Annotated in this window: 24 protein-coding genes; 6 read left to right on the forward strand and 18 right to left on the reverse strand. The window is 64.5% G+C overall.

All coding sequences use genetic code 11. The features are described from left to right. Positions 1–251: 251 nt before the first annotated feature. Positions 252–1,010: an SIR2 family NAD-dependent protein deacylase gene (locus IEG05_RS09525; protein ID WP_046619460.1), complete on the reverse strand. Its 759-nt coding sequence runs from the start codon at positions 1,008–1,010 to the stop codon at positions 252–254. A 261-nt stretch (positions 1,011–1,271) separates the two neighbouring features. Here IEG05_RS09525 and IEG05_RS09530 point away from each other — a divergent pair, with 261 nt between their 5' ends. Further along, a complete protein-coding gene (locus IEG05_RS09530) occupies positions 1,272–2,603 on the forward strand; it encodes an oxygen-independent coproporphyrinogen III oxidase (protein WP_046619457.1) in 1,332 nt (443 codons plus the stop codon). A gap of 14 nt (positions 2,604–2,617) precedes the next feature. On the opposite strand, the gene IEG05_RS09535 is transcribed toward IEG05_RS09530, so the two are convergent. Genes IEG05_RS09535 through IEG05_RS09575 form a run of 9 tightly spaced genes read right to left on the reverse strand, consistent with a single transcriptional unit; the run spans position 2,618 to position 11,997 of the window. Then, positions 2,618–4,114 (reverse strand): methyl-accepting chemotaxis protein, encoded by a 1,497-nt coding sequence (locus tag IEG05_RS09535; protein ID WP_046619456.1) that lies wholly within the window; start codon positions 4,112–4,114, stop codon positions 2,618–2,620. 43 nt (positions 4,115–4,157) lie between these two features. Further along, a complete protein-coding gene (locus tag IEG05_RS09540; RefSeq protein WP_046619454.1) occupies positions 4,158–5,435 on the reverse strand; it encodes an SAM-dependent methyltransferase in 1,278 nt (425 codons plus the stop codon). Then, positions 5,422–6,237, reverse strand: coding sequence for a DUF1365 family protein (locus tag IEG05_RS09545; protein ID WP_191121991.1), 816 nt, complete (start codon positions 6,235–6,237; stop codon positions 5,422–5,424). The genes IEG05_RS09540 and IEG05_RS09545 overlap by 14 nt, the downstream gene beginning before the upstream one ends. Next, a complete protein-coding gene (locus IEG05_RS09550) occupies positions 6,234–7,481 on the reverse strand; it encodes an NAD(P)/FAD-dependent oxidoreductase (protein ID WP_046619453.1) in 1,248 nt (415 codons plus the stop codon). The genes IEG05_RS09545 and IEG05_RS09550 overlap by 4 nt, the downstream gene beginning before the upstream one ends. Positions 7,482–7,483: 2 nt before the next feature. Then, positions 7,484–8,251 (reverse strand): SDR family NAD(P)-dependent oxidoreductase, encoded by a 768-nt coding sequence (locus IEG05_RS09555; RefSeq protein WP_023443722.1) that lies wholly within the window; start codon positions 8,249–8,251, stop codon positions 7,484–7,486. Beyond that, on the reverse strand, positions 8,248–8,676 hold the full coding sequence (locus tag IEG05_RS09560) for a nuclear transport factor 2 family protein (RefSeq protein ID WP_046619451.1): 429 nt from the start codon (positions 8,674–8,676) through the stop codon (positions 8,248–8,250). Before IEG05_RS09560 ends, IEG05_RS09555 begins: the two co-directional genes overlap by 4 nt. Further along, complete coding sequence (phrB, locus tag IEG05_RS09565; protein WP_046619450.1) at positions 8,673–10,103, reverse strand: deoxyribodipyrimidine photo-lyase; 1,431 nt, start codon at positions 10,101–10,103, stop codon at positions 8,673–8,675. Before phrB ends, IEG05_RS09560 begins: the two co-directional genes overlap by 4 nt. Then, a complete protein-coding gene (locus IEG05_RS09570) occupies positions 10,100–11,035 on the reverse strand; it encodes a MerR family transcriptional regulator (RefSeq protein WP_023443725.1) in 936 nt (311 codons plus the stop codon). The genes phrB and IEG05_RS09570 overlap by 4 nt, the downstream gene beginning before the upstream one ends. Positions 11,036–11,037: 2 nt before the next feature. Next, entirely contained in the window at positions 11,038–11,997 is a 960-nt protein-coding gene (locus IEG05_RS09575) for a YbgA family protein (RefSeq protein WP_023443726.1), read from the reverse strand. Positions 11,998–12,329: 332 nt separating this feature from the next. Between IEG05_RS09575 and IEG05_RS09580 the strand changes: the two genes are divergently transcribed. Further along, a complete protein-coding gene (locus IEG05_RS09580; RefSeq protein ID WP_046619449.1) occupies positions 12,330–13,232 on the forward strand; it encodes a TIGR01777 family oxidoreductase in 903 nt (300 codons plus the stop codon). An 80-nt stretch (positions 13,233–13,312) separates the two neighbouring features. Then, on the forward strand, positions 13,313–14,338 hold the full coding sequence (gene hemH, locus IEG05_RS09585; protein WP_046619447.1) for a ferrochelatase: 1,026 nt from the start codon (positions 13,313–13,315) through the stop codon (positions 14,336–14,338). Between the two features lie 41 nt (positions 14,339–14,379). Here the strand turns inward: hemH and IEG05_RS09590 are convergent, their stop codons facing one another. The 7 genes from IEG05_RS09590 to folE all read right to left on the reverse strand — a co-directional run bounded on the left by IEG05_RS09590 (position 14,380) and on the right by folE (position 21,109). Next, the gene (locus IEG05_RS09590) at positions 14,380–17,037 is read right to left on the reverse strand and encodes an EAL domain-containing protein (RefSeq protein ID WP_046619445.1); all 2,658 of its coding nucleotides are present in this window, start codon (positions 17,035–17,037) and stop codon (positions 14,380–14,382) included. Positions 17,038–17,214: 177 nt separating this feature from the next. Beyond that, entirely contained in the window at positions 17,215–17,655 is a 441-nt protein-coding gene (locus IEG05_RS09595; RefSeq protein ID WP_014820379.1) for a PAS sensor domain-containing protein, read from the reverse strand. Between the two features lie 237 nt (positions 17,656–17,892). Beyond that, on the reverse strand, positions 17,893–18,420 hold the full coding sequence (locus IEG05_RS09600; protein ID WP_014820378.1) for a DUF3833 domain-containing protein: 528 nt from the start codon (positions 18,418–18,420) through the stop codon (positions 17,893–17,895). Continuing rightward, positions 18,417–19,655: an MFS transporter gene (locus tag IEG05_RS09605; RefSeq protein ID WP_046619443.1), complete on the reverse strand. Its 1,239-nt coding sequence runs from the start codon at positions 19,653–19,655 to the stop codon at positions 18,417–18,419. Before IEG05_RS09605 ends, IEG05_RS09600 begins: the two co-directional genes overlap by 4 nt. Beyond that, the gene (locus IEG05_RS09610) at positions 19,652–20,170 is read right to left on the reverse strand and encodes a chalcone isomerase family protein (protein ID WP_046619442.1); all 519 of its coding nucleotides are present in this window, start codon (positions 20,168–20,170) and stop codon (positions 19,652–19,654) included. The genes IEG05_RS09605 and IEG05_RS09610 overlap by 4 nt, the downstream gene beginning before the upstream one ends. Before the next feature lie 10 nt (positions 20,171–20,180). Beyond that, complete coding sequence (folX, locus tag IEG05_RS09615) at positions 20,181–20,552, reverse strand: dihydroneopterin triphosphate 2'-epimerase (protein WP_014820375.1); 372 nt, start codon at positions 20,550–20,552, stop codon at positions 20,181–20,183. Then, on the reverse strand, positions 20,552–21,109 hold the full coding sequence (gene folE, locus IEG05_RS09620) for a GTP cyclohydrolase I FolE (RefSeq protein WP_014820374.1): 558 nt from the start codon (positions 21,107–21,109) through the stop codon (positions 20,552–20,554). The genes folX and folE overlap by 1 nt, the downstream gene beginning before the upstream one ends. A gap of 207 nt (positions 21,110–21,316) precedes the next feature. On the opposite strand from folE, the gene IEG05_RS09625 reads away from it, so the two are divergent. Continuing rightward, on the forward strand, positions 21,317–21,631 hold the full coding sequence (locus tag IEG05_RS09625; protein WP_169313165.1) for a DUF6482 family protein: 315 nt from the start codon (positions 21,317–21,319) through the stop codon (positions 21,629–21,631). On the opposite strand, the gene IEG05_RS09630 is transcribed toward IEG05_RS09625, so the two are convergent. Next, positions 21,628–22,074, reverse strand: a complete 447-nt coding sequence (locus tag IEG05_RS09630) for a thiol-disulfide oxidoreductase DCC family protein (RefSeq protein ID WP_046619441.1) — start codon at positions 22,072–22,074, stop codon at positions 21,628–21,630. The two genes, IEG05_RS09625 and IEG05_RS09630, sit on opposite strands and share 4 nt — an antisense overlap. A 93-nt stretch (positions 22,075–22,167) precedes the next feature. On the opposite strand from IEG05_RS09630, the gene IEG05_RS09635 reads away from it, so the two are divergent. Then, positions 22,168–23,115 carry a MerR family transcriptional regulator gene (locus IEG05_RS09635; RefSeq protein ID WP_003284519.1) on the forward strand — a complete coding sequence of 316 codons (948 nt, stop codon included), beginning with the start codon at positions 22,168–22,170 and terminating at the stop codon, positions 23,113–23,115. Positions 23,116–23,153: 38 nt separating this feature from the next. Next, positions 23,154–25,685: a pyrroloquinoline quinone biosynthesis protein PqqF gene (gene pqqF / locus IEG05_RS09640; RefSeq protein WP_046619440.1), complete on the forward strand. Its 2,532-nt coding sequence runs from the start codon at positions 23,154–23,156 to the stop codon at positions 25,683–25,685. Positions 25,686–25,951: the final 266 nt, after the last annotated feature.

The raw sequence follows: 25,951 nt of genomic DNA on the forward strand, positions 1-25,951 counted from the left end.
GCCGCGAGGCGGCAGGTGTTGTCAGAGTGGTTGCAGGTTGTATGCCAGCTTGTCCGGCAGCATGGACTTGCGGCTGCCAGGCGCGCGATTGCGCGGTGTTGCGCAGTGCTGGTCGCTCGGATGCTGAGCGATTAGCCTCCGTCACTGCGACCTGAGCGGGGCAGGCTTGAACCAGAACAGTGCGACGGTGCGGGCGCGCTCCCCGCTTTGGGGCGATCAGGACCCGAGGCCGGGCGCAGATTGTTTCTGCATCAGGCGCCAAACGCCTCGTGGAGCAATTCGGGCAGTGCCTTGCCGGCGGGCAGTGCAAGCAGGTGTTCGCGGTTGCCTGCAGTCGGTTCGCCCTGCGGATTGATATGCACCACGGTGGCTCCGGCGTCACGCGCCCGATGCGGCACCTCCGCGGCGGGGTAGACCACGCCGGAGGTGCCGACCGACAGCAGCAGGTCGCATTCGCCAACCGCCTGGAACGCGGCACTGAGTGCAGCGACGGGCAGACTTTCCCCGAACCAGACGACGCCGGGGCGCAGCCGTCCGCCGCAGTGGCTGCAACGGGGCGGTTCGAGGCGCCTGCCACCTTCGGGCTCGTCGGCAGCCGGCAGCGGCTCGGCTGGCTCGCGGGCGCAGGCGAAACAGCGCGGTCGGTGCAGGCTGCCGTGCAGGTGAATGACATCCTGGCTGCCGGCACGCTCGTGCAGGTCGTCGACGTTCTGTGTGATCAGTGTCAGTTGCGGTACATGGCGCGCGAGGTCGGCGATGGCCAGATGAGCAGGATTCGGCTGGGACTGGAGGACGCGCATGCGCCGCCATTCATACCAGCCCCAGACCAGCGCCGGATCGCGGCGAAACGCTTCGGGCGTGGCCAGCTCGCCCGGATCGAAACGCTCCCATAAACCGGTCAGCGCGTCGCGGAAGGTCGGGATGCCGCTCTCGGCGGAAACGCCAGCACCGGTGAACACGACGACATGGCGCGCCGAGCGCAGGGCGGAAATCAGGGACGCTGGAATCACGTTCGGGCTCCGGGGTGCGTGGATGGCGCACTATCAATACCATCGTGCTGCTGGCTTCTTCAAAACGTCGGCTGGTCGAACGGCGTTCGCGAGGGGCTGTTGCTCAAGCAGCACATCGTGTTTCGCGTCGGAGTTCTGACCGTCCGGCTGCTCGCCGTGGCCATCTGTCACCTACTTGACGGACGTCAACGTCGCCCGCAGCGGCTCGCGGATGATGCCGCGTAAAGCAACAGACGCGATATTCGCAGCCGGGAGGCTCTCATGCTTGGCTCAGTGACCTGGGACGACGCGCTGGTACAACGCTACGGACAGATCGGGCAGAGGCACTGCACCTATCCGGCTGCGGCCGATTTCAGCGACCGGATCGCCCCGCTGGATCTGCTGCGCGCGTTGCGCGAGGGGCGTCGCGCCGGCCGCCCGCTGTCGATATCCATTCACCAGCCCGGTGGCGTCGAGCTGCAGCCTGGCGAGGCCGCGGCCTATCAGCTGCGGCTGCACCGCGAGATCGAACAGCTCGGTTGCCATGCCGGGCCGCTGCAGCAGGTCGAGCAATTGTGGCTGAGCACCGGCACGCTGGGCATCGCCGCGTTACGAGAACTGATGACGCTGCTCAGAAGCCGTTTCAGTTTCGTCGATTCCCATGCCGGCAGCTTTCTCGCTGAAGTCGAGCTGGCTCATGTCGACTGGCCGCTGATTGGCGCACTGCACGAGCTCGGCTTCAACCAGCTCAGCGTCGCGGTGCCCGATCTGCGCGCGGACGACGGCAGCACGGTCGAATATTTCCGCAGCTCGGCGCGCATCCGCGCGGTGATCGAAGCCGCCCATGCGTTGCATTACCGCTCGGTGAATCTGGATCTTGGCTACGGCAGGTCCTGGCAGACGCCGGCCAGCTTCGCGCGCAAGTTGGCGTCGATCATCGAGCTGGCGCCCGATCAGGTGACGATGTTCGATTACCGCGACGCGCCTCTGGTCGCTTCCAACCCCGCGCGCCTCGGCCTGGCTTCGGTGGCCGATACGCTGGCGATGTACCGCCATGGTGTCGAGCAGCTCAGCGCCGCCGGCTACCGCTACATCGGGCTGGGCAAGTTCGTCCTGCCTCACGACGATCTGGCGATGGCTCAGGAGATCGGCGCGCTGCACCACGATATCCATGGCTACACCCTGCACAGCGAATGCGATCACCTGGGGTTCGGGGTGGGCGCGATAAGCCGGGTCGATGGCCTTTATTGTCAGAACGCCAGCACCGCGCAGGCCTATCAGCAGGCGCTCGACCAGGACCAGCTACCGAGCATTTGCGGTCTGCACGCCAGCCATGTCGATCCGCTGCATCAGTCGCTGCTCGAACACCTGCGCTGCACCTTCGCGCTGGACTTCGACGCGCTCAGCCAGCACTGCGGCGTGGATGTGCGGCAGCGCTACGCGCGGCATTGGCCCGCGCTGCAGCAGCTGCATGCCGATGGGGTGATCGTGCTGGACGACAGCGGGCTGGAAATCCCGCTACACGCTCGGCTACTGGTGCCGGCGGTGTGTGCGGCCCTCGAACAGCCAAACGCAATGGCGATTGGTCATTCGGCCGGGCGCCGGCGGCGCTGACTGGCGCCGCCGCTTCACCGCACGGTGAAGCGGCTGCTGAGGCTGCCGAGGCGACCGGCCAGCTCGTGAAGCTGACGACCATCGTTATCCAGCTCGCTGGCGTCCCCGGCGTTACGCTCGGCGACCTGCTGCACGCTCTGCAGATGACGCCCCATATCGGCTGAAACCGCGGTCTGTTCGTGGGTCGCGGCGGCAATCATTTCGTTCATCTGGCTGATGCCCTCGATCTCGCTGGCGATGGCGTCCAGCAGGGCGGTGGTGTCCTGGCTGCTGCTCACGCAACGGGCCACGCTGTCGCGGCTGTTCTGCATCGCTTCGGTGGCCTTGCGACTGCCTTGCTGCAGGCGGCTAATGATGCCCTGGATCTCGGTGGTGGAAGCTGCGGTCTTCTGCGCCAGATTGCGCACCTCGTCGGCGACCACGGCGAACCCGCGACCCTGTTCCCCGGCTCGTGCGGCCTCGATGGCGGCATTGAGGGCGAGCAGGTTGGTCTGTTCGGCGATGGTACGGATCACCTCCAGCACGCGGTCGATTTGCTCCGATTGCGCGGCCAGGTCCTGAACCACGCGGTCGGTGCCTTCGATGTGTTCGGCAAGGGTGCCGATCTCGCTGCGCACGCCGCTGACCGCGATGCGGCCCTGGCCGGCCTTCTGGCTGGCACCCTGGGCAGCCTGCGCCGCGCGATCGGCGTGGCCGGCGACGTCATAGATGGCTACGGTTATCTGCTGCATGGCTTCGACCATGTAGGCAGTCTCGTCCAGTTGGCGGCTGGCACCGTCACGCAGCTGGCGGGTTGCCTCGCTGAGGTTGGCGGCGGTGCCGCCCAGCCCCGCGGTGTCGCGTACCACGGCGCCGACCAGATCGCCCAGTTGGTCGAGCAGTTGATTGAAGCGCTGGGTGACCGGCCCGCTGACCTGGCTGCGGTAGCTCAGATCGATGCGTTCGGGACGCGCGGTGATGGCGGCGGCAGCGCCGAGCAGCGCTTCGCCTTCGCGGGCCTCGGCGGCGGCACGGATTGCCAGATAGACCAGGATTGCGCTTTCCAGCACCACGTAGAACGCATGCAGGAATACCTCGCCCCAGTTGCCATCGGGCATCAGGAATACGTCGGTGCCCTGTTGTTGCAGGGCGAAAAAGCTCAGGTGGTGCACGGCGATGGTCAGCGCGGCGACTACGATGGGCAGCCAGTCGCGGTAATACACCAGGAACGCCAACAGGGCGAAGATGCCGAAATGCATCTCCAGCATGCCGTGTGCCTGGTTGATATGCAGCGCGGAGAACACCATGAATGCGGCGCCGATCAGGCAGCGCAGCAGACGTTGACCAGGGATCAGCATGTACAGCGCAGTTACCGCCACGCCGGTCAGCCCGCCGATGACCAGTGCTTGCGCCCAAGTGCCATGGAAAGCCGCCACGCCGAACGAATAGGCGACCAGAAACCAGATCACACCCAGCATGATGCGATCGGCCTTGAGGTAATGCGCTTGCAGCGTGACGCTTTCGCTGTTCATGGATGACTCCGGGTAGATATCCGCACCATTGTTATCGGGCGCCTTATGCCGCGCTTGACCCGTCGTAGAGCGGTTTCCGACGAGCGCCCGGTTTGGCCAGCAGCAGCTGTGCGGTGCCGATGGCGCGCTCGATGAAGCCGCCCTCGCAGTAGCACAGGTAGAACTCCCAGAGCCGGTAGAAATAGTCGTCGTAACCGTGGCGCTCCAGCTCGCCGCGGGCGCGGCGGAAGTTCTCGTGCCACAGGCGCAGGGTGCGCGCGTAGTGTTCGCCGAAGTCCTCCATGTGCAGCAGGTTCATGTCCGAGTCGCTGGTTACGACATTGAGCATGCGCTGCATGGAGGGCAGGGCACCGCCGGGGAAGATGTAGCGCTGGATGAAGTCGACGCTGCGGCGCGCCTGTTCGTAGCGCTGGTCGCGAATGGTGATGGCTTGCAGCAGCATCAGCCCGTCATTCTTGAGCAGCCGCGAGCACTGTCGGAAGTAAGTCGGCAGGAAGTCGTGGCCGACCGCTTCGATCATTTCGATGGACACCAGCTTGTCGAACTGACCGTCGAGATCGCGATAGTCCTTGAGCAGCAGGGTGATGCGGTCCTGCAGGCCCTGTTGTTCGATGCGCCGCTGGGTGTAGGCGAACTGTTCGCGCGACAGCGTGGTGGTGGTCACCCGGCAGCCACGGTGGATGGCGGCATAGAGCGCCATGCTGCCCCAACCGGTGCCGATCTCCAGCAGATGGTCCTCGGGCTGCAGGTCGAGCTTTTCGCAGATGCGTTCGAGCTTGTGCAGCTGGGCCTGTTCCAGATCCTGTTCGGGGCTGGTGAACATTGCCGCCGAGTACATCATGGTCGGGTCGAGAAACTGCTCGAAGAGCTCGTTGCCGAGGTCGTAATGGGCGGCGATGTTGCGCTGTGAGCCGCTGCGGGTGTTGCGGTTGAACCAGTGCAACGCCTTGATCACCGGCTGGCCGAACAGCGCCAGGCTGCCCCGCTCGATGTTGTCGAGCACGTCCATGTTGGCGACGAACAGGCGGATCACCGCGGTCAGGTCCGGGCTGTGCCAGTAGCCGTGAATGTAGGCTTCGCCGGCGCCGATCGAGCCGCGCGCGGCGATCAGGCCCCAGGCGGCACTGTCGGTTATATGAATTTCTGCCTTGAGCGGGCTCGCCAGATCGCCGAACTGCTGACAGACATCGCCGTGTTGCAGTCTCAGCAACCCGTGGCGCAGGTGTTCGAGCTGATTCAGCACGGTACGGCGCAGCAGGCTGCTGGCCAGTCCCATGCCCGCCAGCGGACGGACTTTGACGGTCAGGCTAGGGCTCTTCATGGCGGGCTCCGGTGGGTTGCGGGACGGCCAGCCCGTACGCCTTGGTAGCGGGCTGATGGGTGAAGATCGGTGTGCGCTTGAGCAGCAGGCGCAGCGCCTGCCAGTAGATGGCGAGCAGGGTCTTGGCGGTCATCCAGGGGAAGCCGAGCAGGTAGCGGTGCACCGCGCCGCAAGTCAGCGTCTGGCGTTGCAGACCGAGGGTGGCGTCGAACAGCTTCTGCTCGCCCTGCCAATCCTCCATGTGCACGCCGATGCGTCGTCCCGGCGGGTTGAAGCGCATGCGGTATTCCAGCTCGCCGGGCAGGAACGGCGAGACGTGGAAGGTCTTCGCCACGGTGCAGCGCAGGTTGCGATTGCCGGATGCCGGCAGCACGTAGTGATAACGCTCGCGCCAGGGCGTGTTGCTGACTTCGCAGAGCACCGCGGTCAGCTGTTCCTGTTCGTCGAAGCAATAGAAGAAGCTGACCGGGTTGAAGCACAGCCCCCAGCTGCGCGGCTGGGTCAGCAGGCGCACGGCACCGGTGACCGGCCGCCCGAGGGCTTCGCTGACCCGCTGGCGGACCGCGTCGGCCAGCGCGATGCCCTGGCGGGTGTATTCCGGCAGGTAGTCGCGCTCGCGGAAGGAAAATGCGGCGAAGCGGGCACGCCCACTCAGGGGCGAAAGCCCGAGCACGGCGTCCTGTTCGGCCAGGTCGAGGTACAGCAACCCCATGCGATAGCTGAACGCATGGGCCCGCGGCGCGAAGCGCCGATGCTGCACCCAGCCGCTGTACAGCGCGCTGTGCACGATGGCGCTGCTCACAGCGACTCTCCGAAGGCGGCGGCGACGCGCAACGCGCTGACCACACCGTCCTCGTGGAAGCCATTGCCCCAGTAGGCACCACAAAAGTAGCTGTGCCGGGCGCCGAGGAGTTCGTCGGCACGGGTCTGCGCGTCGATGCCGGCCAGGCTGTACTGCGGGTGGGCGTAGGAGAAGCGCGCGAGGATCAGGTCCGGATCGATCGCTTCGCTCTGGTTGAGGCTGACGCAGAAGGTTTCCGGCGACTCGATGCCCTGCAGGATGTTCATGTTGTAGGTCACCGCGGCCTGCTGCGTGGTCGGCCCACCGAGGCGGTAGTTCCAGCTGGCCCAGGCGCGGCGACGCTTGGGCAGCAGGCGCGTATCGGTGTGCAGCACCACGTCGTTTGCGGCGTAGCCGATGGCTCCGAGGATCTCTCGTTCGACCCGGCTCGGTTCGGCCAGCAGGCTCAGCGCCTGGTCGCTGTGACAGGCGAAGATCACCTTGTCGAAACGCTCGGCACCGGCCGGGCTCTGGATCGTTACGCCGTGCTCATCGCGCAGCACCTCGAACACCGGGCAGTTGAGACGGATGTGCTGGCTGAAACCCCGCGTCAGTGGCGATACATAGGCGCTGGAGCCGCCTTCGACGACGTACCACTGTGGGCGATCGCTCACCGACAGCAGCCCGTGGTTCTTGAAGAAGCGGATGAAGAATTCCACCGGGAATTCCAGCATGTCGGCCAGCGACATCGACCAGATCGCTGCGCCCATCGGCACGATGTAGTGATCGATAAAGCGCTGGCTGTAGCGGCCCAGCTCGAGATAGGTACCCAGGGTGACGTGGGCACCGAGGCGGCCGTGCTTGTAGTCGTCAAGCGCTTCGCGGTTGAAGCGCAGGATGTCGCGGATCATGCCCCAGAACGGTGGCGAGAACAGGTTGCTGCGCTGGGCGAACAACGTGTTGAGGTCGTGGCCGTTGTATTCCAGGTCGCTGAGCGGATCGCTCACCGAAAAGCTCATTTCGGTCGGCTTGTAGCGCACTCCGAGCTTGTCCAGCAACTTGATGAAGTTGGGGTAGGTCCAGTCATTGAAGACGATGAAGCCGGTGTCCACCGCGTAGTCCCGGCCGTGCAGGCGGAAGTCCACGGTATGGGTGTGGCCGCCGATCCAGCTGGCCGATTCGAACACCGCGACCTGGTGCTGACGGGACAGCAGATGCGCACAGGTAAGTCCGGCAATACCGCTGCCGATGATGGCGATTTTCATGGTTATCCTTCCTTGAGAGGCGTACGCGCCAGTCGCCGGCCGAGGGCGAATTGCAGGCGTGCGGGCAGCAGTGAGAGCAGGCGCAGCACAGAGATGAACGGCGCCGGAAACGCGATGTGCAGCGGGCGGCGTTCCAGCCGTCGGGCGATCTGCCGTGCGGCCTTGTCCGCCGGCCAGCTCATGGGCATGGGAAAGTCGTTGCGACGGGTCAGCGGTGTGTCGACGAACCCCGGGCTGACGAGGGTGACGTCGATGCCTTCGTTGGCCAGATCCAGACGCAGCGATTCGAGCAGGTAGCGCAGCGCCGCCTTGGATGCGCCGTAAGCCCCGGCACGCGGCAGCGGCAGCCAGGTCACCGAGCTGCCGACGCCGACCAGATGCGGGCGCACCCCTTGGCGCAGCAGAGGTAGTGCCGCCTCGATGCAGTAGCCGACAGCGAGTACGTTGGCGCCCATCACGCGCTCCAGCAGCGCCGCGTCGAATCGGCCGGCGTCGATGTATTCGCAGGTGCCGGCGTTGAGGATCACGCTGTCCAACGCGCCCCATTGCGTCTGGATGGCGGCGCCGATGTCGCGCACCTGTTCGCTGTCGGTGAGATCGCCGGGCAACACCAGCACACGCCCCGGGTAGCGCCGGGCAAAGGCCTGCAGCGGCTCGGCGCGGCGTGCCGACAGCGCCAGGCAGTGCCCGTCGGCGAGCAGCTGACGCGCCAGCTCCAGGCCGATGCCACTGCTGGCGCCGGTCAGCCAGATACGTCGCGAGAGGTTCACGCGAGCCTCCGCTGCAGCCAGCGAATGGCCGCGCCGAGCAACGGCACATGCTGATAGAGCAGGGCACCGGCATCGAAGTAGTCGCGGTGGCGGACGACCTTGCCGGCGCCGTTCCAGCGCAGCAGCGAGCAGCCTTCGAGGCTGATCAGCTTGCCGCCGTTCAGCCGTGGATGTCGGTAACTCATGATCCAGCGCAGATAGCCCTGGCCGTCGCACGTCTCATCGTGGCTGATGAACTCGAAATGCAGATGTTCGACGTTGGCATACAGCTCGCTGAAATAGCGCTCCAGCTCGACGAGTCCGCAGACCTCATGCAGCGGGTCGGTGAAGTGCACGTCGGCGCTGTAGAGGTCGCGCAGGCGGTCGAGATTGCTCGCGTCGAGGCGGGCGAACTCGCAGGCGAAAGACTGCAGGAAGCCGCTCATGCTTGCGCATCCGGCAGGTTGCGGAAGGCATCCAGAGCCCGCGCCCGGCTGGCGCCGAGGTCGACGATGGGGGCGGGGTACTCGGTTACGCCGAACAGGTTGCGGTGCGCCGACGGGTTATGCACGTCGCGCCTGCTCAGGTGCTGCAGCTCGGGAAGCCAGCGGCGCAGGAACTGCCCGTCCGGGTCGAAGCGTTGCGACTGGCTGATCGGATTGAACAGGCGGAAGTAGGGCACCGAGTCCGTGCCGGTGGACGCGCTCCATTGCCAGCCGCCATTGTTGGCGGCCAGGTCGCCGTCGATCAGGTGACGCATGAACCAGCGCTCGCCCTCACGCCAGTCGATCAGCAGGTTCTTGCTGAGGAACATGGCGACGACCATGCGCAGGCGGTTGTGCATCCAGCCGGTTTCCTGCATCTGGCGCATGGCCGCATCGATGATCGGAAAGCCGGTGCGGCCCTGCTGCCATGCTTCCAGCTCGTACGGCGCACGCCGCCAGGGTAGTGCCTCGGTTTCCGGGCGGAAGGCGCGGTACATGGATACCCGCGGATAGCCGACCAGGATGTGCTTGTAGAACTCGCGCCAGAGCAGTTCGTTGATCCAGGTGGTGACGCCGGTGCTGCCGCTGTCCAGCTCGCCCTGGTTGTAGCCAAGCGCCGCGTGCAGGCACTGGCGGATGGAAATGACACCGCCGGCGAGGTAGGCCGACAGCTGGCTGGTGCCGGGCTCGGCGGGCAGGTCGCGGCGCTGGTGGTATTCGTTCAGGTCGTCCTCGACGAACGCTGCCAGGCGCCGCTGGGCGAAGGCTTCGCCGGCTGGCCAGAGCGCGCGCAGATAGTCCGTGGGTCGCGGAAAACCGGTGACCGTCGTGGGTATCGGGTCACTGGTGATACCCAGCGGCGCCTGGGCCGCAGGCACCGGCTCGCAGGCTGGCAGCGATACGCTCAGGTGGGCGAGGCAGGCCTTGCGGAACTGGCTGAACACCTTGAAGTAGCTGCCCGACTGCGTCTGTACGCTGCCCGGAGTGAACAGCAGCTGGTCGAGATAGCCGCGCACGCTGATGCCGGCCGCTTCCAGATGCGTCGTAACTGCCTGATCGCGGCGCTGCTCGTTTACCCCGTACTCGTCGTTGTAATGCAGCCGCTGCACGCCCTGTTCGCGGCAGACCTTCAGCAGCGCGTCGGGTACCGCCTGCCAATCATCGACCTCGCGAATCAGCAGCGGGACGTTGAGCGCGCCCAGCCGCGTCGACAGCTCGGCGAGGTTACGCAGCCAGAAGTCGACTTTGCACGGGGCATCGTCGTGGGCGAGCCATTGCCCCGGGGTCACCAGATACAGCGCCACGGTAGGGCCGCAAGCCATCGCAGCCGCGAGGGCGGTGTTGTCGCTTGTGCGCAGATCGCTGCGCAGCCAGAGCAGCTGGGTCATGATGCACTCCCTTCGCTACCGGGCAGCAGGCCGGCGCCATGCAGCTGCCGCAGGGCGCCGAGGGGACCCTCAGCGAGCATCAGCCCGCGATGTCGGTGCAGCTCGGGTGCATGGATATGAACGGCCGGCCCGGCCACACAGAGCGGCGCGACGCTTTGCTCGATCAGACGCGGCAGGTCGCGTTGCAGGCAGTTGCCCGGCAGGCTGTTGCTCGCATAGAGCAACAGGGCGCGCGGCAGGATGCGCTCCATCGCCAGGTTCAGCTCGTTTAGCGGTACCGGCCACTCGACGACTTCAACTGGGCAGTCGGTGCTGGAGACGAGCCAGGCGGTCAACCACAGACCGGGTGCGAAGGACTCGTTATCCAGATTGGCGAGCAACAGCGGACGCCCGACCTGCTGCCGGTTGTTGAAATAGATGCGGGTCGCCAGTTTGCTGCGCAGCCAGGAATGAACCAGCGCCCGCTCCACCGCTGCACCGTACTGGCCCTGCCAGCGCTGTTCGAGTGCCTCGAGCAGCGGATGCAGCAGGTGCTGGCAGAGCGTGCGCGGCGGATACAGCGCCATGGCCCGGTTGAAGGCATCGTCCAGGCGTCGTTCGCTGAGGCGGTCGATGGCCTGCAGCAGCTCTTCGAGCAGCTCCGACCACTGGTTCTGCCTGGGCAGCTCCGGCGGCGTGGTGGTGTCCAGCAGCGGCTTGATCTGGCTGACCGAAACGCCGCGATTGAGCCAGGTGAGGATGTCGCGGATGCGCTGGATATGTGCTTCTTCGTACAGCCGATGACCCTTGGGCGTGCGCAGCGGGACGATCAGCCCGTAACGGCGCTCCCAGGCACGCAGGGTCACGGCGTTAACGCCGGTGATGCGCGCCACTTCGCGGATCGGCAGGAGGCCGTCGGCCGTCAGCTGCGTCAGGTCCGTTGATTCATTCATGTTCAGATTCCGTTGCGCAGGCTGAGGGTTTCGGGATGCGGCTGCATGTAGGCCTGGCGTGCGACGTAATGATCGGGATGCCGACGGAAGTGGTGCTTGAGCAGGGTCAGCGGCACCACCAGCGGAATGACGCCGGCGCGATACTGATCGATGAGGTGGCGCATCTCGCGGCGGTCCTCTGCGCCAAGCGCGTCCTTGAGGTAACCGCTCAGATGCAGCAGCACGTTGCAGTGCGTACCGCGGGTGGCCGGCTTCTTCAGCGCCTGCATCAACTGACTGAAGTACTGCGGTGCGAACTCCTCCAGCGAGTGTTCGGCCAGTTGCGCGACCAGCCGGCCGAGCACCTTGTACTGCAGCGGGTTGCTCGCCATCAGCTGGTACTTGTAGCGCGAGTGGAAATCGACGATGGCCCGGCGGCTGAGGCCGGCCTGGCGCAGGCGCTGCCAGTCGGCATGGGCATAGACGCGGGTGAGGAAGTTTTCGCGCAGCACGGCATCGTTCAGTCGACCGTCCTCTTCGACCGGCAGATCCGGACAGGCCTGCATCAGCGCCTGGGCGAACACGCCGCTACCACCTCCGGGCTGGGTATGGCCGTTGGCGGCATAGACCTTGACCCGCTCCATGCCGCAGGACGGCGATTTCTGCATAAGGATGTAGCCGTTGATGTCGTGCAACTGCTCGGCGATCTGCCGACCGTAGGCGGCGAGGGCTTCGGTGACATCCAGCTCGGGACGTACGGTGCCGACAGCCTTTGGTGCGTCGGTGTCGCCGACCAGGCGGATCGGCTCGCGAGGTGTGCCAAGGCCGATGGCAACCTCCGGGCACACCGGCACGAACTCGAAGTGTTGCGCCAGGGTTTCGCTGCACAGGCGCGATTCCTTGTGGCCACCGTTGAAACGCACCGGATTACCAAGCAGGCAGGCGCTGATTCCAATCTTGGGCGTGGGGAGCTTGGTGTGCATGATGGCGACCTCGTCTTGTACAAGTTGGGTTTCTGTACAACTTGTGGCCATCATAATCGTGGTGTTGTACAAGTCAATACAGAATGTACAACTAAGTGCATAATCCTGTACAAATGTCGTCAACGAGTGGCTTTGGATAGTTGTCGCCGCGTACGGAGGGGTTTTTTGGTGGCTGAGCGATCTACAGCGCTTGTCGGCCAGCCTGATGTGCGCCAGTGGCTCAGCCGAAGCGGTGGCGTGAAAATGCTGTACGGTTCATGTGCCTGTGTATAGGTGTATGCTTTCAAGCAAGTCGTCAAACCCGCGCAATGGCTGCGCGCCAGGAGCTCACCATGAACATCTTGTTGACGGGCGGTACCGGGCTGATAGGCCGCACCTTGTGTCGGCGCTGGCTGGCGGACGGGCATCGGCTGTGGGTATGGAGCCGCACGCCGCAACGCGTTGCCGCGCTGTGTGGTGCCGAGGTGCAGGGTGTGGGCAGCTTGCAGCAGCTGGATGCCGTGGCGCTGGACGCGGTGGTCAATCTGGCCGGCGCCCCCATCGCCGATCGGCCATGGACCAAGTCGCGCAAGGTGTTGCTATGGGACAGTCGGGTCAAGCTCACCGAACAGCTGGTCGAGTGGCTGGGCCGACGCGAGCAGAAACCGGCGCTGCTGATTTCTGGTTCCGCCGTGGGTTGGTACGGCGACGGCGGTGAGCACCGCCTGACCGAAGCCGATCAGCCGGTCTCCACCGATTTTGCCAGCCAGCTGTGCAATGCCTGGGAAGAGCGCGCGATGGAGGCGACAGTGCTGGGAATGCGTGTGGTGCTGGTGCGTACCGGGCTGGTGCTGGCGCGTGACGGCGGCTTTCTCCAGCGGTTGCTGCCGCCATTCAGGCTTGGTTTGGGCGGGCGCATCGGCGATGGTCGGCAATGGATGCCGTGGATTCATATCGAAGACCAAATCGCCCTGATTGATTTTCTTCTGCGCCAGCCGGCGGCAAGCGGGCCTTACAATGCCTGTGCGCCGGCCCCGGTGCGCAACGTCGAGTTCACGCGCAGCCTTGGCCGCTGCCTGCATCGCCCGACGGTATTGCCAGTCCCGGCAGCGGTGCTCAAGCCCCTGCTCGGCGAGTTGGCCGGACTGCTGCTCGGGGGGCAACATGCGTTGCCGCAGAGGGCCGAGGCGGAAGGTTTCCGCTTCCGTTTCAACGATCTGGATTCAGCCCTGGCCGACCTATTGACGCCTCCCTGAAGGTGGCGCCCTGTGTGAAAATAGCGCGCCCCCCGCTTGGGGTACGGCGCAACCTAAAAAACAGTAGTCAGGAAAGTTGCATGACAGAGCAGGCGTTGTTGTTGGTTAATCTGGGTTCGCCGGCCTCCACGGAAGTCGCTGATGTACGCCGCTACCTCAACCAGTTTCTGATGGATCCGTACGTTATTGATCTGCCGTGGCCGTTGCGGCGCCTGCTGGTCTCGCTGATCCTGATCAAGCGCCCCGAGCAATCGGCGCATGCGTACGCCTCGATCTGGTGGCCGGAAGGTTCGCCGCTGGTGGTGCTGAGCCGCCGTCTGCACGAGGCGGTACGTCCGCACTGGACGCAAGGCCCGGTGGAGCTGGCGATGCGCTACGGCGAGCCCTCCATTGAGACCACGCTGACGCGTCTGGCCGGGCAGGGCATCACCCAGGTCACCCTGGCGCCGCTTTATCCGCAGTTCGCCGACAGCACCACGACGACGGTCATTCAGGAAGCGCGCCGGGTCATCCGCGAGCGCGGACTGTCTCTGCAGTTGTCGATCCTGCAGCCGTTCTACGACCAGCCGGAGTACCTCGACGCGCTGGTAGCCAGTGCCAGGTCGCATCTGCAACAGGATTTCGATCATCTGCTGCTGAGTTTCCACGGGCTGCCCGAGCGTCACCTGCACAAGACCGATCCAACCGGCGCGCACTGCCTGAAGGGCGATGATTGCTGCCAGCGTGTCGAGGGCGAGGTACTCGCCAGCTGCTACCGCGCGCAGTGCATGCGCACCGCCGCCGGCTTCGCGGCGCAGGCCGGGTTGCGTGACGATCAGTGGTCGGTGTCTTTCCAGTCGCGCCTCGGCCGCGCCAAGTGGATCGAGCCCTACACCGAGACGCGTCTCGACGAGCTGGCGCAGCAGGGCGTGAAGAAGCTGCTGGTGATGTGCCCGGCCTTCGTCGCCGACTGCATCGAAACCCTCGAGGAGATCGGCGATCGCGGTCGTGAGCAGTTCATCGAGGCGGGTGGCGAGGAACTGGTGCTGGTGCCCTGTCTGAATACCCACGAGGATTGGGTAAAGGCGCTGGTGACACTCTGCGGTCGCGCGCCTCTGGCGCTCTGACCGCAGGCTCGGGGACGCATCGCGCGGTGATGCGTCCCACGTCAGGCTGTCACGCCGTCGTCCGCCTCGGTGCTGCGAACCAGCTCCTCGAACGCATCTGCCGATAGCGGTCTACCGAACAGATAACCCTGATAGCGATGGCAGCCATTGGCGAGCAGCATCGCCCGTTGTGGCTCGCTTTCGACGCCTTCGGCGATGACCTCCAGGCCCAGACCGGTCGCAAGGGCGCAGATGGCCCGCACGATGGTCAGGCTGCTGCTGTCGTCCGGTAGGCGGCGAATAAAGGTCTGGTCGATCTTCAGCTGATCCAGCGGCAGCTGCTGGAGATAGCTCATCGAGGAATAGCCGGTACCGAAGTCGTCGATGGCGAAACGGATGCCGTGCTGCTTGAGCCGCGTCATGCGGGCGATCGCTTCGGGCATGTTGTCCAGCAGCAGCGTTTCGGTCAGCTCCAACTTCAGTCGGGCCGGATCGGCACCACTCCCTTCCAGCAGCTCGAGCACCCCCTCGACGAAATTGTCCTGGTACAGCAGGTGTGCACTGAGGTTTACCGAGAGGCTGAGGTGGGCGAATTCCGGCGTTTCGGCCCAGCGCGCCAGTTGTGCGCAGGCCTGCGCCAGCACCTGTTGATCGAGGGTGTGGATCAGACCGGCGTGTTCGGCCTGGGCGATGAATGCCGCTGGAGTGAGTAGACCGCGCAGCGGGTGCTGCCAGCGCACCAGCGCCTCGGCGCCAATGATGCCTTCGGTCTGCTCCAGCTGCGGCTGGAAATTGAGTATGAATTCGCCGTTCTTCAAGCCCAGGCGAATATCTTCCTCCAGACGCAACCGTTCCTGCACGGCCAGCTGCATGCGTGGATCGAAGAAGCGCAGGGCGTTCTTGCCGGAAATCTTCGCTTCGTACATCGACATGTCTGCGCGCTTCATCAGCTCGTCGCTGCTGCTGGCTTCGGCACCGAACAGCACCACGCCGATACTGGCGCTGCTGTACAGCGCGAGATCGGCCAGGCGATACGGCCGGTCCAGTGAGTTCAGCAGCTTCATGCCGATGTGCTCGGCCTGGCCCGCTGCGCGTAGCGGGTCATCGCCGAGGTTCTCCAGCATCACCACGAACTCGTCGCCACCCAGGCGCGCCACCGTGTCGCTGGCGCGCACCTCGGCGTGCAGACGTTCGGCGGCGATGCGCAGCACCTGGTCGCCGGTCTGGTGCCCGTGCAGGTCGTTGATGTTCTTGAAGTTGTCCAGGTCGATGAACATCAGCGCGCCCAGCTGATTGCCGCGGCGGCTGGCGGCCATGGCCTGGTGCAGGCGGTCGAGCAGCAGCCGGCGGTTGGGCAGACCGGTCAGCGGATCGTAGAACGCCAGATTATGAATCCGCTCTTCGGCCGCCTTACGATCGGTGATGTCGGTAAAGGCGGCGACATAGTGAGTCACTTCTCCGAGCGCGTTGCGCACCGCGCTGACGGTCAGCCATTCGGGAAAGATCTCGCCACTCTTGCGCCGGTTCCAGATTTCGCCTTCCCATACGCCGGTGGTTTCGATGCTCGACCACATGGCGCGATAGAACTCCGGGCCGTGCTTGCCGGACGCGAGCAGAGCGGTGGTCTGACCGATGGCTTCGGCGGGGCTGTAGCCGCTGATGCGGGTGAAAGCCCGGTTGACCCGCAGGATGCGGCTCTGCGCGTCGGTAATCAGCATGCCCTGTTGCGATTCGAAGGCGATGGAGGCGATCCTGCGCTCCAGCTCGCTGTTCACCCTCTCCGTGATATCGCGGCTCAGCCAGACCACCGCGCGCTTTTGCCCTGGTGGTTGCTCCAGCGGTAATGCACGACCTTCGAACATCCGTATGCCAACCCGTGTCGGTAAGCTGTATTCGATTAGCTGCGGCGTATCGCTGTTCAGCGTCTGTCGGATGTAGTCGAGGTAGCGCTGTTGGTCCGCTTCCGGCATAGCGTCCTGCACGGTTTTGCCGCGCAGGCGGGTGGCTTCGTCATACAACAGATTGCGTTCTGAGCAGATCACGTCCAGGCAGCGACCGTCCTCGTCGACCACCAGTAGCGGGTCAGGTATAGCTTGGCCTATGGCGCGCAGCCGGGCTTCGCTGAAGCGCAGCGCCTGCTCGATCTTGTCGCGCTCCAGCAGATCCTTGAGCAGGACGCCGAGGGTCGCGGTGGCGATGGGCAGCGCCAACAGCGCTGGCAAGGCAGCTTCCCGTACGGCGGCGGCGCCGAGCCCGTTGGGCAGCATCAGTGCAACCAGCGCCAGCGCGCCAAGGTGCAGCAACACGCCGAACGTGAGCAATTGCCAGAAGCCGATGCTGACCAGACGCTTGCGATATGCACAGCCATAGGCGAGCCCCAGAGCGATCGGCAACACCACGTTCGCCAGCCCCGGTACCACACCGGGCCCGCCCAGCCAGAGGCGGTAGGCGCCAGCCAGGGTGCCGGCGATCGTGGCCACCAGCGGCCCGCCGAACAACCCGGCCATGCTCAGCACCACGGTGCGCGCATCGAGGATGATCCCGGTGTGGCCGACGCTGGTGATCAGCATGCCGATGATGCAGGCGCTGCCGAACCAGAGTCCGGCGAGCAATTGAGCGGAGAGCTGACCGCTCCGGTTCCAGCTGCGGGTGGTAAAGGCCAGCAGCCAGCACAACGCGAGCAGCATGACCGCGTTCTGTACGACGGCATTGAGAGTCAAGACAGAATCCTAGGGCGCAACCGCCCACTGCAGGATGGTGAAATGGCGATTTGCCAGTATCCCATATCCACCGCTACCGAGTAACGGCACTTAGGTAGGGTTGTCCGGGTACTTGAGGGCGCAGCGCTGCCGCATCGTTGAGCCAACGGCCCGCCGGACGCGGGCCGGGCGGCGTGCTCAGTTCTGCGCGAGCTTTGCCTTCAGTTCGCGAATCTCGGCTTCCAGCGCTTCGACGCGTTGCAAGGCGTCGACCTCGGCGGTGACGTTCTTCTGGATGCCGATGAAGTAGGTCAGCTGATCGGCCTCGTTGAACACCGGCGTAATGGAAAGCTCGTTCCAGAACGGCGTGCCGTCCTTGCGGTAGTTGCGGATGATCTGGCGGCACGGCTGGTTGTTCTTCACCGCCTCGCGAATGGCCTGCAGGGCCGGCTGGTCGCGGTCCTCGCCCTGCAGGAAGCGGCAGTCGCGGTAGAGGATGTCGTCCACCGCATAGCCGGTCAGCCGCTCGAACGCCGGGTTGGCGTAGATCAGGATGTTGTCATCGCCTTCCTGTTCGGCGACCACGATTCCGTCGTTGGAGGCTTCGATAACCAGTTGCAACAGCTTGGCATTGATCATGTCACGACATCCTGAAAGGGCATGCCGCGCATTCTAGAACAACTTGGCCCGCTCGGTGCCCTGCAGGTGCCATCAGTGGCCTGTTTAGCAAGTTCAGTTGGTCAATTTCGGCGCCTATGGCCCCGATACTGCGTTGCTGCTCCTCACCATAGCCCGCTATGACTCGTCGCAGCGCCTTGTCTCGGAAGCATGGTCATCCGAACGTGCCTCAACCAACTCACCGCACAGGCCACCCGCTCATTCGTTGCGTTTGCGGAAGAACAGGGTGACCTGTCCCACCTCGACGCCAAACTTGCTCATGAACGAACGGTTGGCCAGGGTGTTCTCGTCGATCAGGTACATCCAGTCGTCCAGGTGTACGTCGTAAACCTTGTCATCCACCGGCAGGCTGAGCACGTAGCGCCAGCGCAGGGCATTGCCGGCCACTTCGCCAACGGCCTCGCCGACCACGTCTGCAGCCGTGCCGCGCCAGTGCCCCGGGCGTTCCTCGGTCAGCGTCCAGACGCGTTGCTGGGTAGTGCCGTCGCTGTAGCGGAAGTGTTCGTCGAGGATCAGCTTGTCGCCATCGAGGCTGCCTTCGATCTCGACATGAAAGCGCTTGACGACCTCGCCGGAGCGCTTCTGGAACATGCCCCAGGCATCCACCGTGCCGACGAAATACTTGCGCAGATCAAGCTGCGGCTCCTCGTCTCGGTAATGCTCGACATCGACGGCGGTGCAGCTGAGCAGCAGCAGGCAGCAAGCCAGGATCAGTACCTTTTTCATGATTTCGTTTCTCCGCAGGGCAGGGAAGTGAGCAGCCGCGCCGCCAGTAGCTTCAGCAGGCAGGGCAGGCCGGCGTAGACCAGCGCAAGGTTCCAGCCGGCCGCGGTGCCCGGTTGGTAGTCGCTCAACGCCAGCAATGGCAAAGCCAGACCGGCGAGTGCCAGCGCCAGCTTGGCGAGAAAGCTCCACAAGCCGAAGTAGGCGGCGGTGGAATCACGGTCCTCGACTGGGATGATGTCGGCCAGCAGCGCTGGTGGCAGAGCCAGATCGGCTCCGAGGGCAAGGCCGGACATCATGCAGACGCCGGCATAGGCCCAGGCCGAGCCCGGTTCCAGCAGCACCGCCCAGATAAAAGCGGCGCAGGCCGTGAGCATACCGATCCGCCAGCTGCGTCGTTTGCCGATGCGATCGGCCAGACGGGTCCAGAGCGGCAGGCCCAATGCGCCGCTGATGAAGTACAGCGCCAGGAACAGCCCGGTCAGTCGCGCCAGTTGCAGGCGGTCGGCGATGAAGAACAGCGCCAGGGTGGCCGGAATCGCCACGGCCACGGCATTGATGAAGTAGACGCCCGCCAGCCGCTGGAACGCACGATTGCGCAGCGGCAGTCGCCAGCTGCTGGCTTGCGTGCGCACGGCGCGATGGGGGCGTGGGGCGCCGAACAACAAGGTCGCCGTGCCGAGAAACAGCAGCACGGCGAAGGTGGCGGCGAAGGTTGCCAGTGCCGCGGCCATGCCATATTGCGTCGCCAGCACGGTAGGCAGCACGCTGGCGAGCACCACGCCGAACAGCCCGGCACCTTCGCGCCAGGCAGCGACTCGGGTGCGGGTATCCGGCTGGTCGGAGAGGCGCGCGCCCCAGGCCAGATAGGTAATGTTGATCAGGCTGTGCAAGGTATAGGTGAGCGCCAGCAACGCGCCGAGCCAAGCGGCTAGGCCGAAGCTGCCGAAGTTGCCGGGTGGGATCAGCAGTGCCGCCATCGCCAGGCTCAGCAACACAGCCGCGCCGCCGAGCAGAATGGTCCAGCCGCGTGGTGAGCGACGATCGATAAGGCGGCCAAGCCAGGGGTCTTGCACGGTGTCCAGCAGACGGGCGAGAAACAGCACGGCGCCGGTCAGCGTCAGACCGAGGCCGAGATCGGCCGCATAGAAATTCGGTACCAGCACATAGATCGGCAGCATGGCCATCGCCAGCGGCAGGCCGAGCATTCCATAGGCTGCCAGCGCCGGGCTTTTCATCGCTGGCCCAGCAGGTTGCGCCGCAGCTTCTGGTCGCGGCTGCGCGGGTCGAGCCAGATGGCGAAGAAGGCGTCGGCGAACGCAGCGTCGGCGACCTCATGCTGCAGGCGATCATTCACATAGAAGCGGCAACCGCGCCCGGGCAAGAAGACGCCGGTGATTCGGTCACCCGCCTCGACATCGACGAAGGCCTGCTGCATGTCTGCGCGCCAGCGGCGCAGCTGTTCGGCTTCGAGCGGCTCGCCGGAGAGTCGCTGAATCTCTTCCAGGCTGGTGCGAACCAAGTCGTCGCGGCTGATGGAGCGGTGATAGGTCAGTTCCAGTGCGAACGCCGTCCGGGCTTGCAGCGGCGCGGTTTCGCTCCACAGGCGCGCGTCATAGATGCGCAAGCCGAAAAAGCGCAACTGGCCTTCGCCAATCAGTCGCGCCTGCGGCACGGCTTCGCGCCAGCTCGCCGCTGCGATCAGTGGGATCAGCGACAGCAGGCTGGCGAGCACAACGCGGCGGATATTCACGACATCGTGCTCAGCGACTGCCGGCGAGGGTGATCGAGACCGAGTCGGCAAAGCGCAGCGCGTGGGGCTTGTCGACTTCCACCTCGGCGTAGCTCACCGCGGGATGTGCCATCACCAGGTCGAGGATTTCCTGGGTCATGCGCTCGAGCAGGGCGAAGCGGTTCAGCTCGACATGACGAATGATCGCCTTGGTGATGGTGCGGTAGTTGAGCGCCTGCTCGATGTCGTTGTCGCGCACCGCCTCGACCGCCGGGTAGAGGATGCTCAGGTTGATCAGCACGTCCTGGCGGTTGAGGATCTCGTCCTCGTTGATGCCGATGTAGGTGCGCAGGCGCAGATCCTTCACCCGGATGCGCGCCATGCCAGGTTCCAGGCGCGGCATTACTGGCCCCTCCCGATCAGCTGTAGAAATTCCATCCGTGTGTTGCAGGAGCTGCGGAAGGCGCCGAGCATCACCGAGGTGTTCATCACCGAGTTCTGCTTCTCCACGCCGCGCATCATCATGCACATGTGCTTGGCTTCGATGACCACCGCAACACCAGCGGCGCCGGTGACTTCCTGAATGGCTTCGGCGATCTGGCGGGTCAGGTTTTCCTGGATCTGCAGGCGGCGGGCGAACATGTCGACGATTCGCGCAATCTTCGACAAGCCCAGCACGCGCCCGGTGGGGATGTACGCCACATGGGCCTTGCCGATGAAGGGCAGCATGTGGTGCTCGCACAGGGAGTACAGCTCGATGTCCTTGACGATGACCATCTCGTCGTTGTCCGAGGCGAAAAGCGCGCCGTTGACGATCTCTTCCAGGCTGCGGTTGTAACCGCCACACAGGTATTGCATCGCCTTCGCCGCGCGTTGCGGCGTGTCGCGCAGACCTTCACGCTCCGGGTTTTCACCCACCCCGGACAATATTTCGCGGTAATGACCAGGCAGATCGTTCATGACGGTTCCTTTCGTAAGGCGGGCGCTGTTGTGGATGCACAGCGGGTACTGGATGCAATAAAGCTATACGAATATTCGTTGTTGTACAGATAAATGTACAGGAATATTCTACTGAAACGAAAGCTGCTTCGCTGGAACCCGCAGTTTGGCAGGCAGAGAGCAATTGCCTGGCTATGCGGACAAGCGAATCTGTACAGGTATCCGAATATGAAACTGAGCGTATCGAGGTTGAGGCTACGTATTGCGCTATGTCTCGGCCGAATAGAGCGGGTCGAGCTGCATGGTTTGCGCTGCTGTGGATACAGCGCCTGGGTGGTCGAGCGCAGCGGTCGCCGGCGGCAGTTCGCCGTAGGCCAGCGTAACGTCTGGAGCGACCAGGGCAGCTTGAAGCGGGAGCTTCGGGCGTGCGGTGTGCGCGAGGTCTACTGGCGGCAGCCGGTCAGCCATGACGAGATGATCGGCCGCCCGGCAGCTGTGGAGTTCGGGCTCGGCCTGCGCATGCCGCTGCTCGCACAGAACTAACGGTGATCTTCGGTTGTGCCGTCAGCGTTCGACGGCTTCTGCGGGACGTTGCACTGGGTGGCACAACGATTCGCACCGTCGGGATGCGGCAGCCAATCCAGATGGGGGCGTAGCACGGCGAACAGCTGGTAGCCGAGCAGTAGCAGCGGGCGCAGTGGCCGCCAGCCGAGCGGGGTGGCCCAAACGCCGTGGCCCGCCAGACGCCAGCTCCAGTAGGTAGCGTCCACGCCAGTCAACCAGACTCCGCTGGCGCTACGCGCATGTAAGCGCCTGCGCAGTTGCGTTACGTCTCGGTCGAGGCCGTCGGAGTTGAAGTCTGCAGCGCTGATATCGACTAGTAGCAGCCGTGCAGGATCGGCCTTTTTTTCTAGCCAGCGGACTTCACGGGCGCAGAGCGGGCAGGCGCGATCGACATAGAGCGTCAACGGCAGATCGGGCGTCATTTCATCGCACCTCGGGTTTGTACAACGTTTGTAGAGGGTATGCTGCGAAACGCTGGGTTACAATCTCGGCATTCTCTTCCAGCGAGCCGCCCCATGACCGATTCTTCCGGCGCTTCGAACCTGGCCTCGAATGCGTTCGAGCAGCAGGAGCTATTTCCTATCCGCGAGGTTTCCCGCCTTACTGGTGTCAACCCGGTGACTTTGCGCGCGTGGGAACGCCGCTACGGACTGATCCGGCCGACACGCACGGACAGTGGCCATCGGCTGTACTCGATGGCAGATGTGGAAGCGGTGCGCAGCATCCTTTCCTGGACCGAGCGTGGCGTGGCGGTAAGCAAGGTCGGCAGCATTCTGGCGCGCAGCGCGGCAACCCGCGAAGCTGAGGAGCCCGCAATAGTTGTCAGTGGGGAGTGGGGTGAGTGGCAAGCGCAGCTGCGCGAAGCCGTGAATAGCTTCGACGAGGTGCGCCTGGAGCAGCTTTATGGCCAGGTCTTCTCCACCTATCCGCTGGCCGTGGTTTTTCAGGATGTTCTGTTGCCGGTTTGGCAGGAGCTTCTGCTGCGTCAGGATGAGTTCGGCGGCACCAGCGAGTGGCTCTTTCTCGATGCCTTTCTCCGTGCCCGGGTGCTCCAGCGGTTGCAGCTGGCTCGCATGCCGGCTGGCGAGCGCGTACTGCTCGCCGCGATGCCAGGGCAGTGCCGCGAACTGGAGCTGCTGGTAGCAGGGCTGATGTTGAGCGGCGACAGCCTGGCCGTCAGCGTGCTGCCGATCGGGCAGCCGCTGGAGGAGCTCGCGCTGGTCTGCGACAAGATGAAACCGCAGGGCCTGGTCCTGTTCTCCAACGTTCCCCACGGCGAGGCGCAACTACGCCAGCTCAACAAGCTATCGCTAGGGCTCGATTGCCCGCTGGCGGTGGCCGGTGAGGCCGCCGAACTGGGTCGTGAAGCGCTGGCGGGTACGCCGATCGCCTGCCTGGGTAGTTCCGGCAAGCTGATGCAGCGCCGTTTGCGGCAATTTCTCGCCGGCCAGCTGGATACTTGAGCGATGCGCGTGACTGTCGGGCTAGAGGAGAGTAATCCATGACGCCAGACAGCGTTCCTTCTACCTTGCTACCGTTGCGCCACGTGCTTTCCAATGGTCTGCAGGTGGGCTTTATCCAGTTGCCGACTGGCAGCCAGGCGGCAGCGCTAGTGCGCGTGCATGCCGGTGCGCACGACGCGCCGAGTCAATATCCGGGGCTCGCGCATTTTCTCGAGCATCTGCTGTTTCTAGGCAGCCATGCCTACGGGCCGTCGCAAAGTCTGATGCCGTTCGTGCAGGGCTGTGCCGGGCTACTGAATGCATCGACCCGCGAGCGCCACACCGATTTCTTCTTTCAGGTTTCGCCTGCGGCCTTTGACGAAGCGTTGAAGCGCCTGCTCGATATGCTTGCTCGGCCACTGCTCGATCCGGCTGCGCAGCTTCGCGAGCGCGAGGTGTTACAGGCCGAATTCCTGGCGCGTGGGCGGGATCGGGAAACCCTGTGCGACGCCGCTATTGGTACGGCGCTGACCACCCCGCATCCGTTTTCTGCTTTTCACGCGGGCAATCGCGACACGCTGCCGGTAGAGCTGCTGGCGTTCCAGCAGGCGCTGCAGGGCTATCACAGACGCTTCTACCACGCCGAGCAGATGGAGCTGCTGGTTGCCGCTCCCTGCAGCCTTGAGCAACTGATTGAGGTGTTGAGTTGCGTCGAGTGCCAGCTGCCGGCTGCACCTTTGGTAGCAAGGCCGGTGCCGCCGTTGCGCGCTGATGACGGCGCCACGTTGCAGCTGAAGGTTGACGCTGCAAAGCCCTGCCTGGCCATGGCATTCGCGCTGGACGACCTGCCCGAAGGCGTCGCCGTGGCGCTGGATGTCCTGCGGTCATGCTTGGCCTCCCAGGCCAATGGCAGTTTCTTCGCGGCAATGCGCGAGGCGCACTGGTGCGATGCGCTGGGGCTGCGGACGCCCTACTGGCACGCGGGGCAGGGCGTGGTCGTACTCGAATTTCAGCTGACAGAGCAGGGCATGGCGGATCGCGGTCAGCTCGTTGCGGCAGCGCGTGGCTGGCTGCACTTCATGACATCGCAGGCGCCCTGGTCCGAGCTGTGGAGCGAATACGTGCATATTCGCCAGCGCGAGCTGCTGGGCAAGGAGCCATTGGCGCTGTTGCGCTATTGGATCGATCCGGGAGCCTGGTCGCCGTCTACCAACGCCACAGATGTACAGCATGCGTTCAGGACGCTGGGCACAGCGTTGCACGGCTGTGAGCCGATCATCCTTACCGTCGATGACAGCGACGGTGACGGTCACGCGCGCATCGCTACGAAAGGCGCGGGATTTGCGCTGCAGGTGGCTTCGCAACAGCTGCCGATTCCAGATCCCAGAGCGTGGCAATGGCAGCTCCCCGAGCGCAATCCCTGGTTGAGTGAGCGAGTGCAGCCGCGGACGGCGCCGGTGCTGTCGCCATCGCTGTGTTGGCTCGAGCACGGCGACGGTGCAAGTGGGCAGGGTGCACTGTATGTCAGGTGGCGCCTGTCCAGTGGGCAGCCGGCGGCCGGCCTGTGGCACGTGCTGAACGCTGCATTGCGACCACATACCCATGCCGCCGCACAGGCGGGGGTCGAGGTGCGTTTCGAAGACCACGGGCGCAGTTGGTGTCTGTCCCTGGTCGGCCATGCCGAGGCGGCACCGATCATTCTTCGGGACTTGCTCAGGGTACTGAAGGCGCCACCAGCCAGTGCGTTCGATGAAGGTTCGCGCCTGCTCAGCAAAGCCGAAACCCCGTGTGCCGACGAGATACTGATACGGCAGCTGCTACGCCGAATTCCTGCTCTGCTGGAGCCGATGACGTCCGTTGATGGCCTTCCTCTGCATCAGGCCGGACTCGATCAGCTCTGGCTCCGGTCACACTGGGATGCATTGGCGGTTGGATTCTCAGTTCATCTGAGTGGACCGTTGCAGGATGTTCTCGATGCTGTGCCCGGCATGCCGGACCTCATCAGCAGTGAGCAGGCCGCAGGCGTGCCGCGCTACCAGTGGTCTCGCTTTGGCGAGCCGGGTGAAGAAACTGCGCTGGTCCTGTTTTGCCCTCTGCCGGATCGTATGGCGGCCACGGAGGCGGCTTGGCGACAGCTTTCACGGCTCATGGAGGGCGCGTTCTTCCGCCGCCTGCGTAGCGAGCTGCAACTGGGCTACGCGGTGTTTTGCGGCTTTCGCCAGTTCGGCGAGCGGCCCGGTATCGTGTTCGCCGTGCAATCCCCCAGCGCTTCGGCCCCCGAAATTCTTGGCCATATCGAAGCCTTCCTTGAAGCCTTCGCTGGCAACCTGGCTGCGCAGACCACCGCGGCGTCCCTCGACAGCGCGTCGCTGTCAGAACAGAGCGCGGACTTGCGGCGGCATGCCGAGCGCATCTGGCAAGCTCGCTTGGCTGGCGGCGACAACAGCCATCCCGCCGCTGTGAACGCCGCCATGGCTGTCCTCCAGGTTCAGGATATGCGTGATCAGCTACATGCACTGCGCAGCGCCATCGGCGGTTGGTGTGTCGTGGCCAATGCAGACGCACCGGACGCGCGCTGGCAGCAGCGCTGACCGAACCCGCCCCCGTCGTCAGACGGTAGCCCTGTACTGCCGGGCGTTCCGCATCCACTACGAGCAATAGAAGGATCGGGCTTTTGTCTGCGCCGGATTAGGCGCGCGCTGCTTTGGATGTAGTACCTAAGCCCACATCTATGACGTCAGCGGATGACATGCTTTGCGCGCAGATCGACCCCCGCGGCGAAAGTACTAGCCTTTCGCCGCCATCGAAGCGTATGTGCGCCCTGATGGCCTTTCGATAATCGCTCCCGTCACGACTG

Origin of the sequence: Stutzerimonas kunmingensis (genome assembly GCF_014764705.1) — a bacterium.
GTDB lineage: Bacteria > Pseudomonadota > Gammaproteobacteria > Pseudomonadales > Pseudomonadaceae > Stutzerimonas.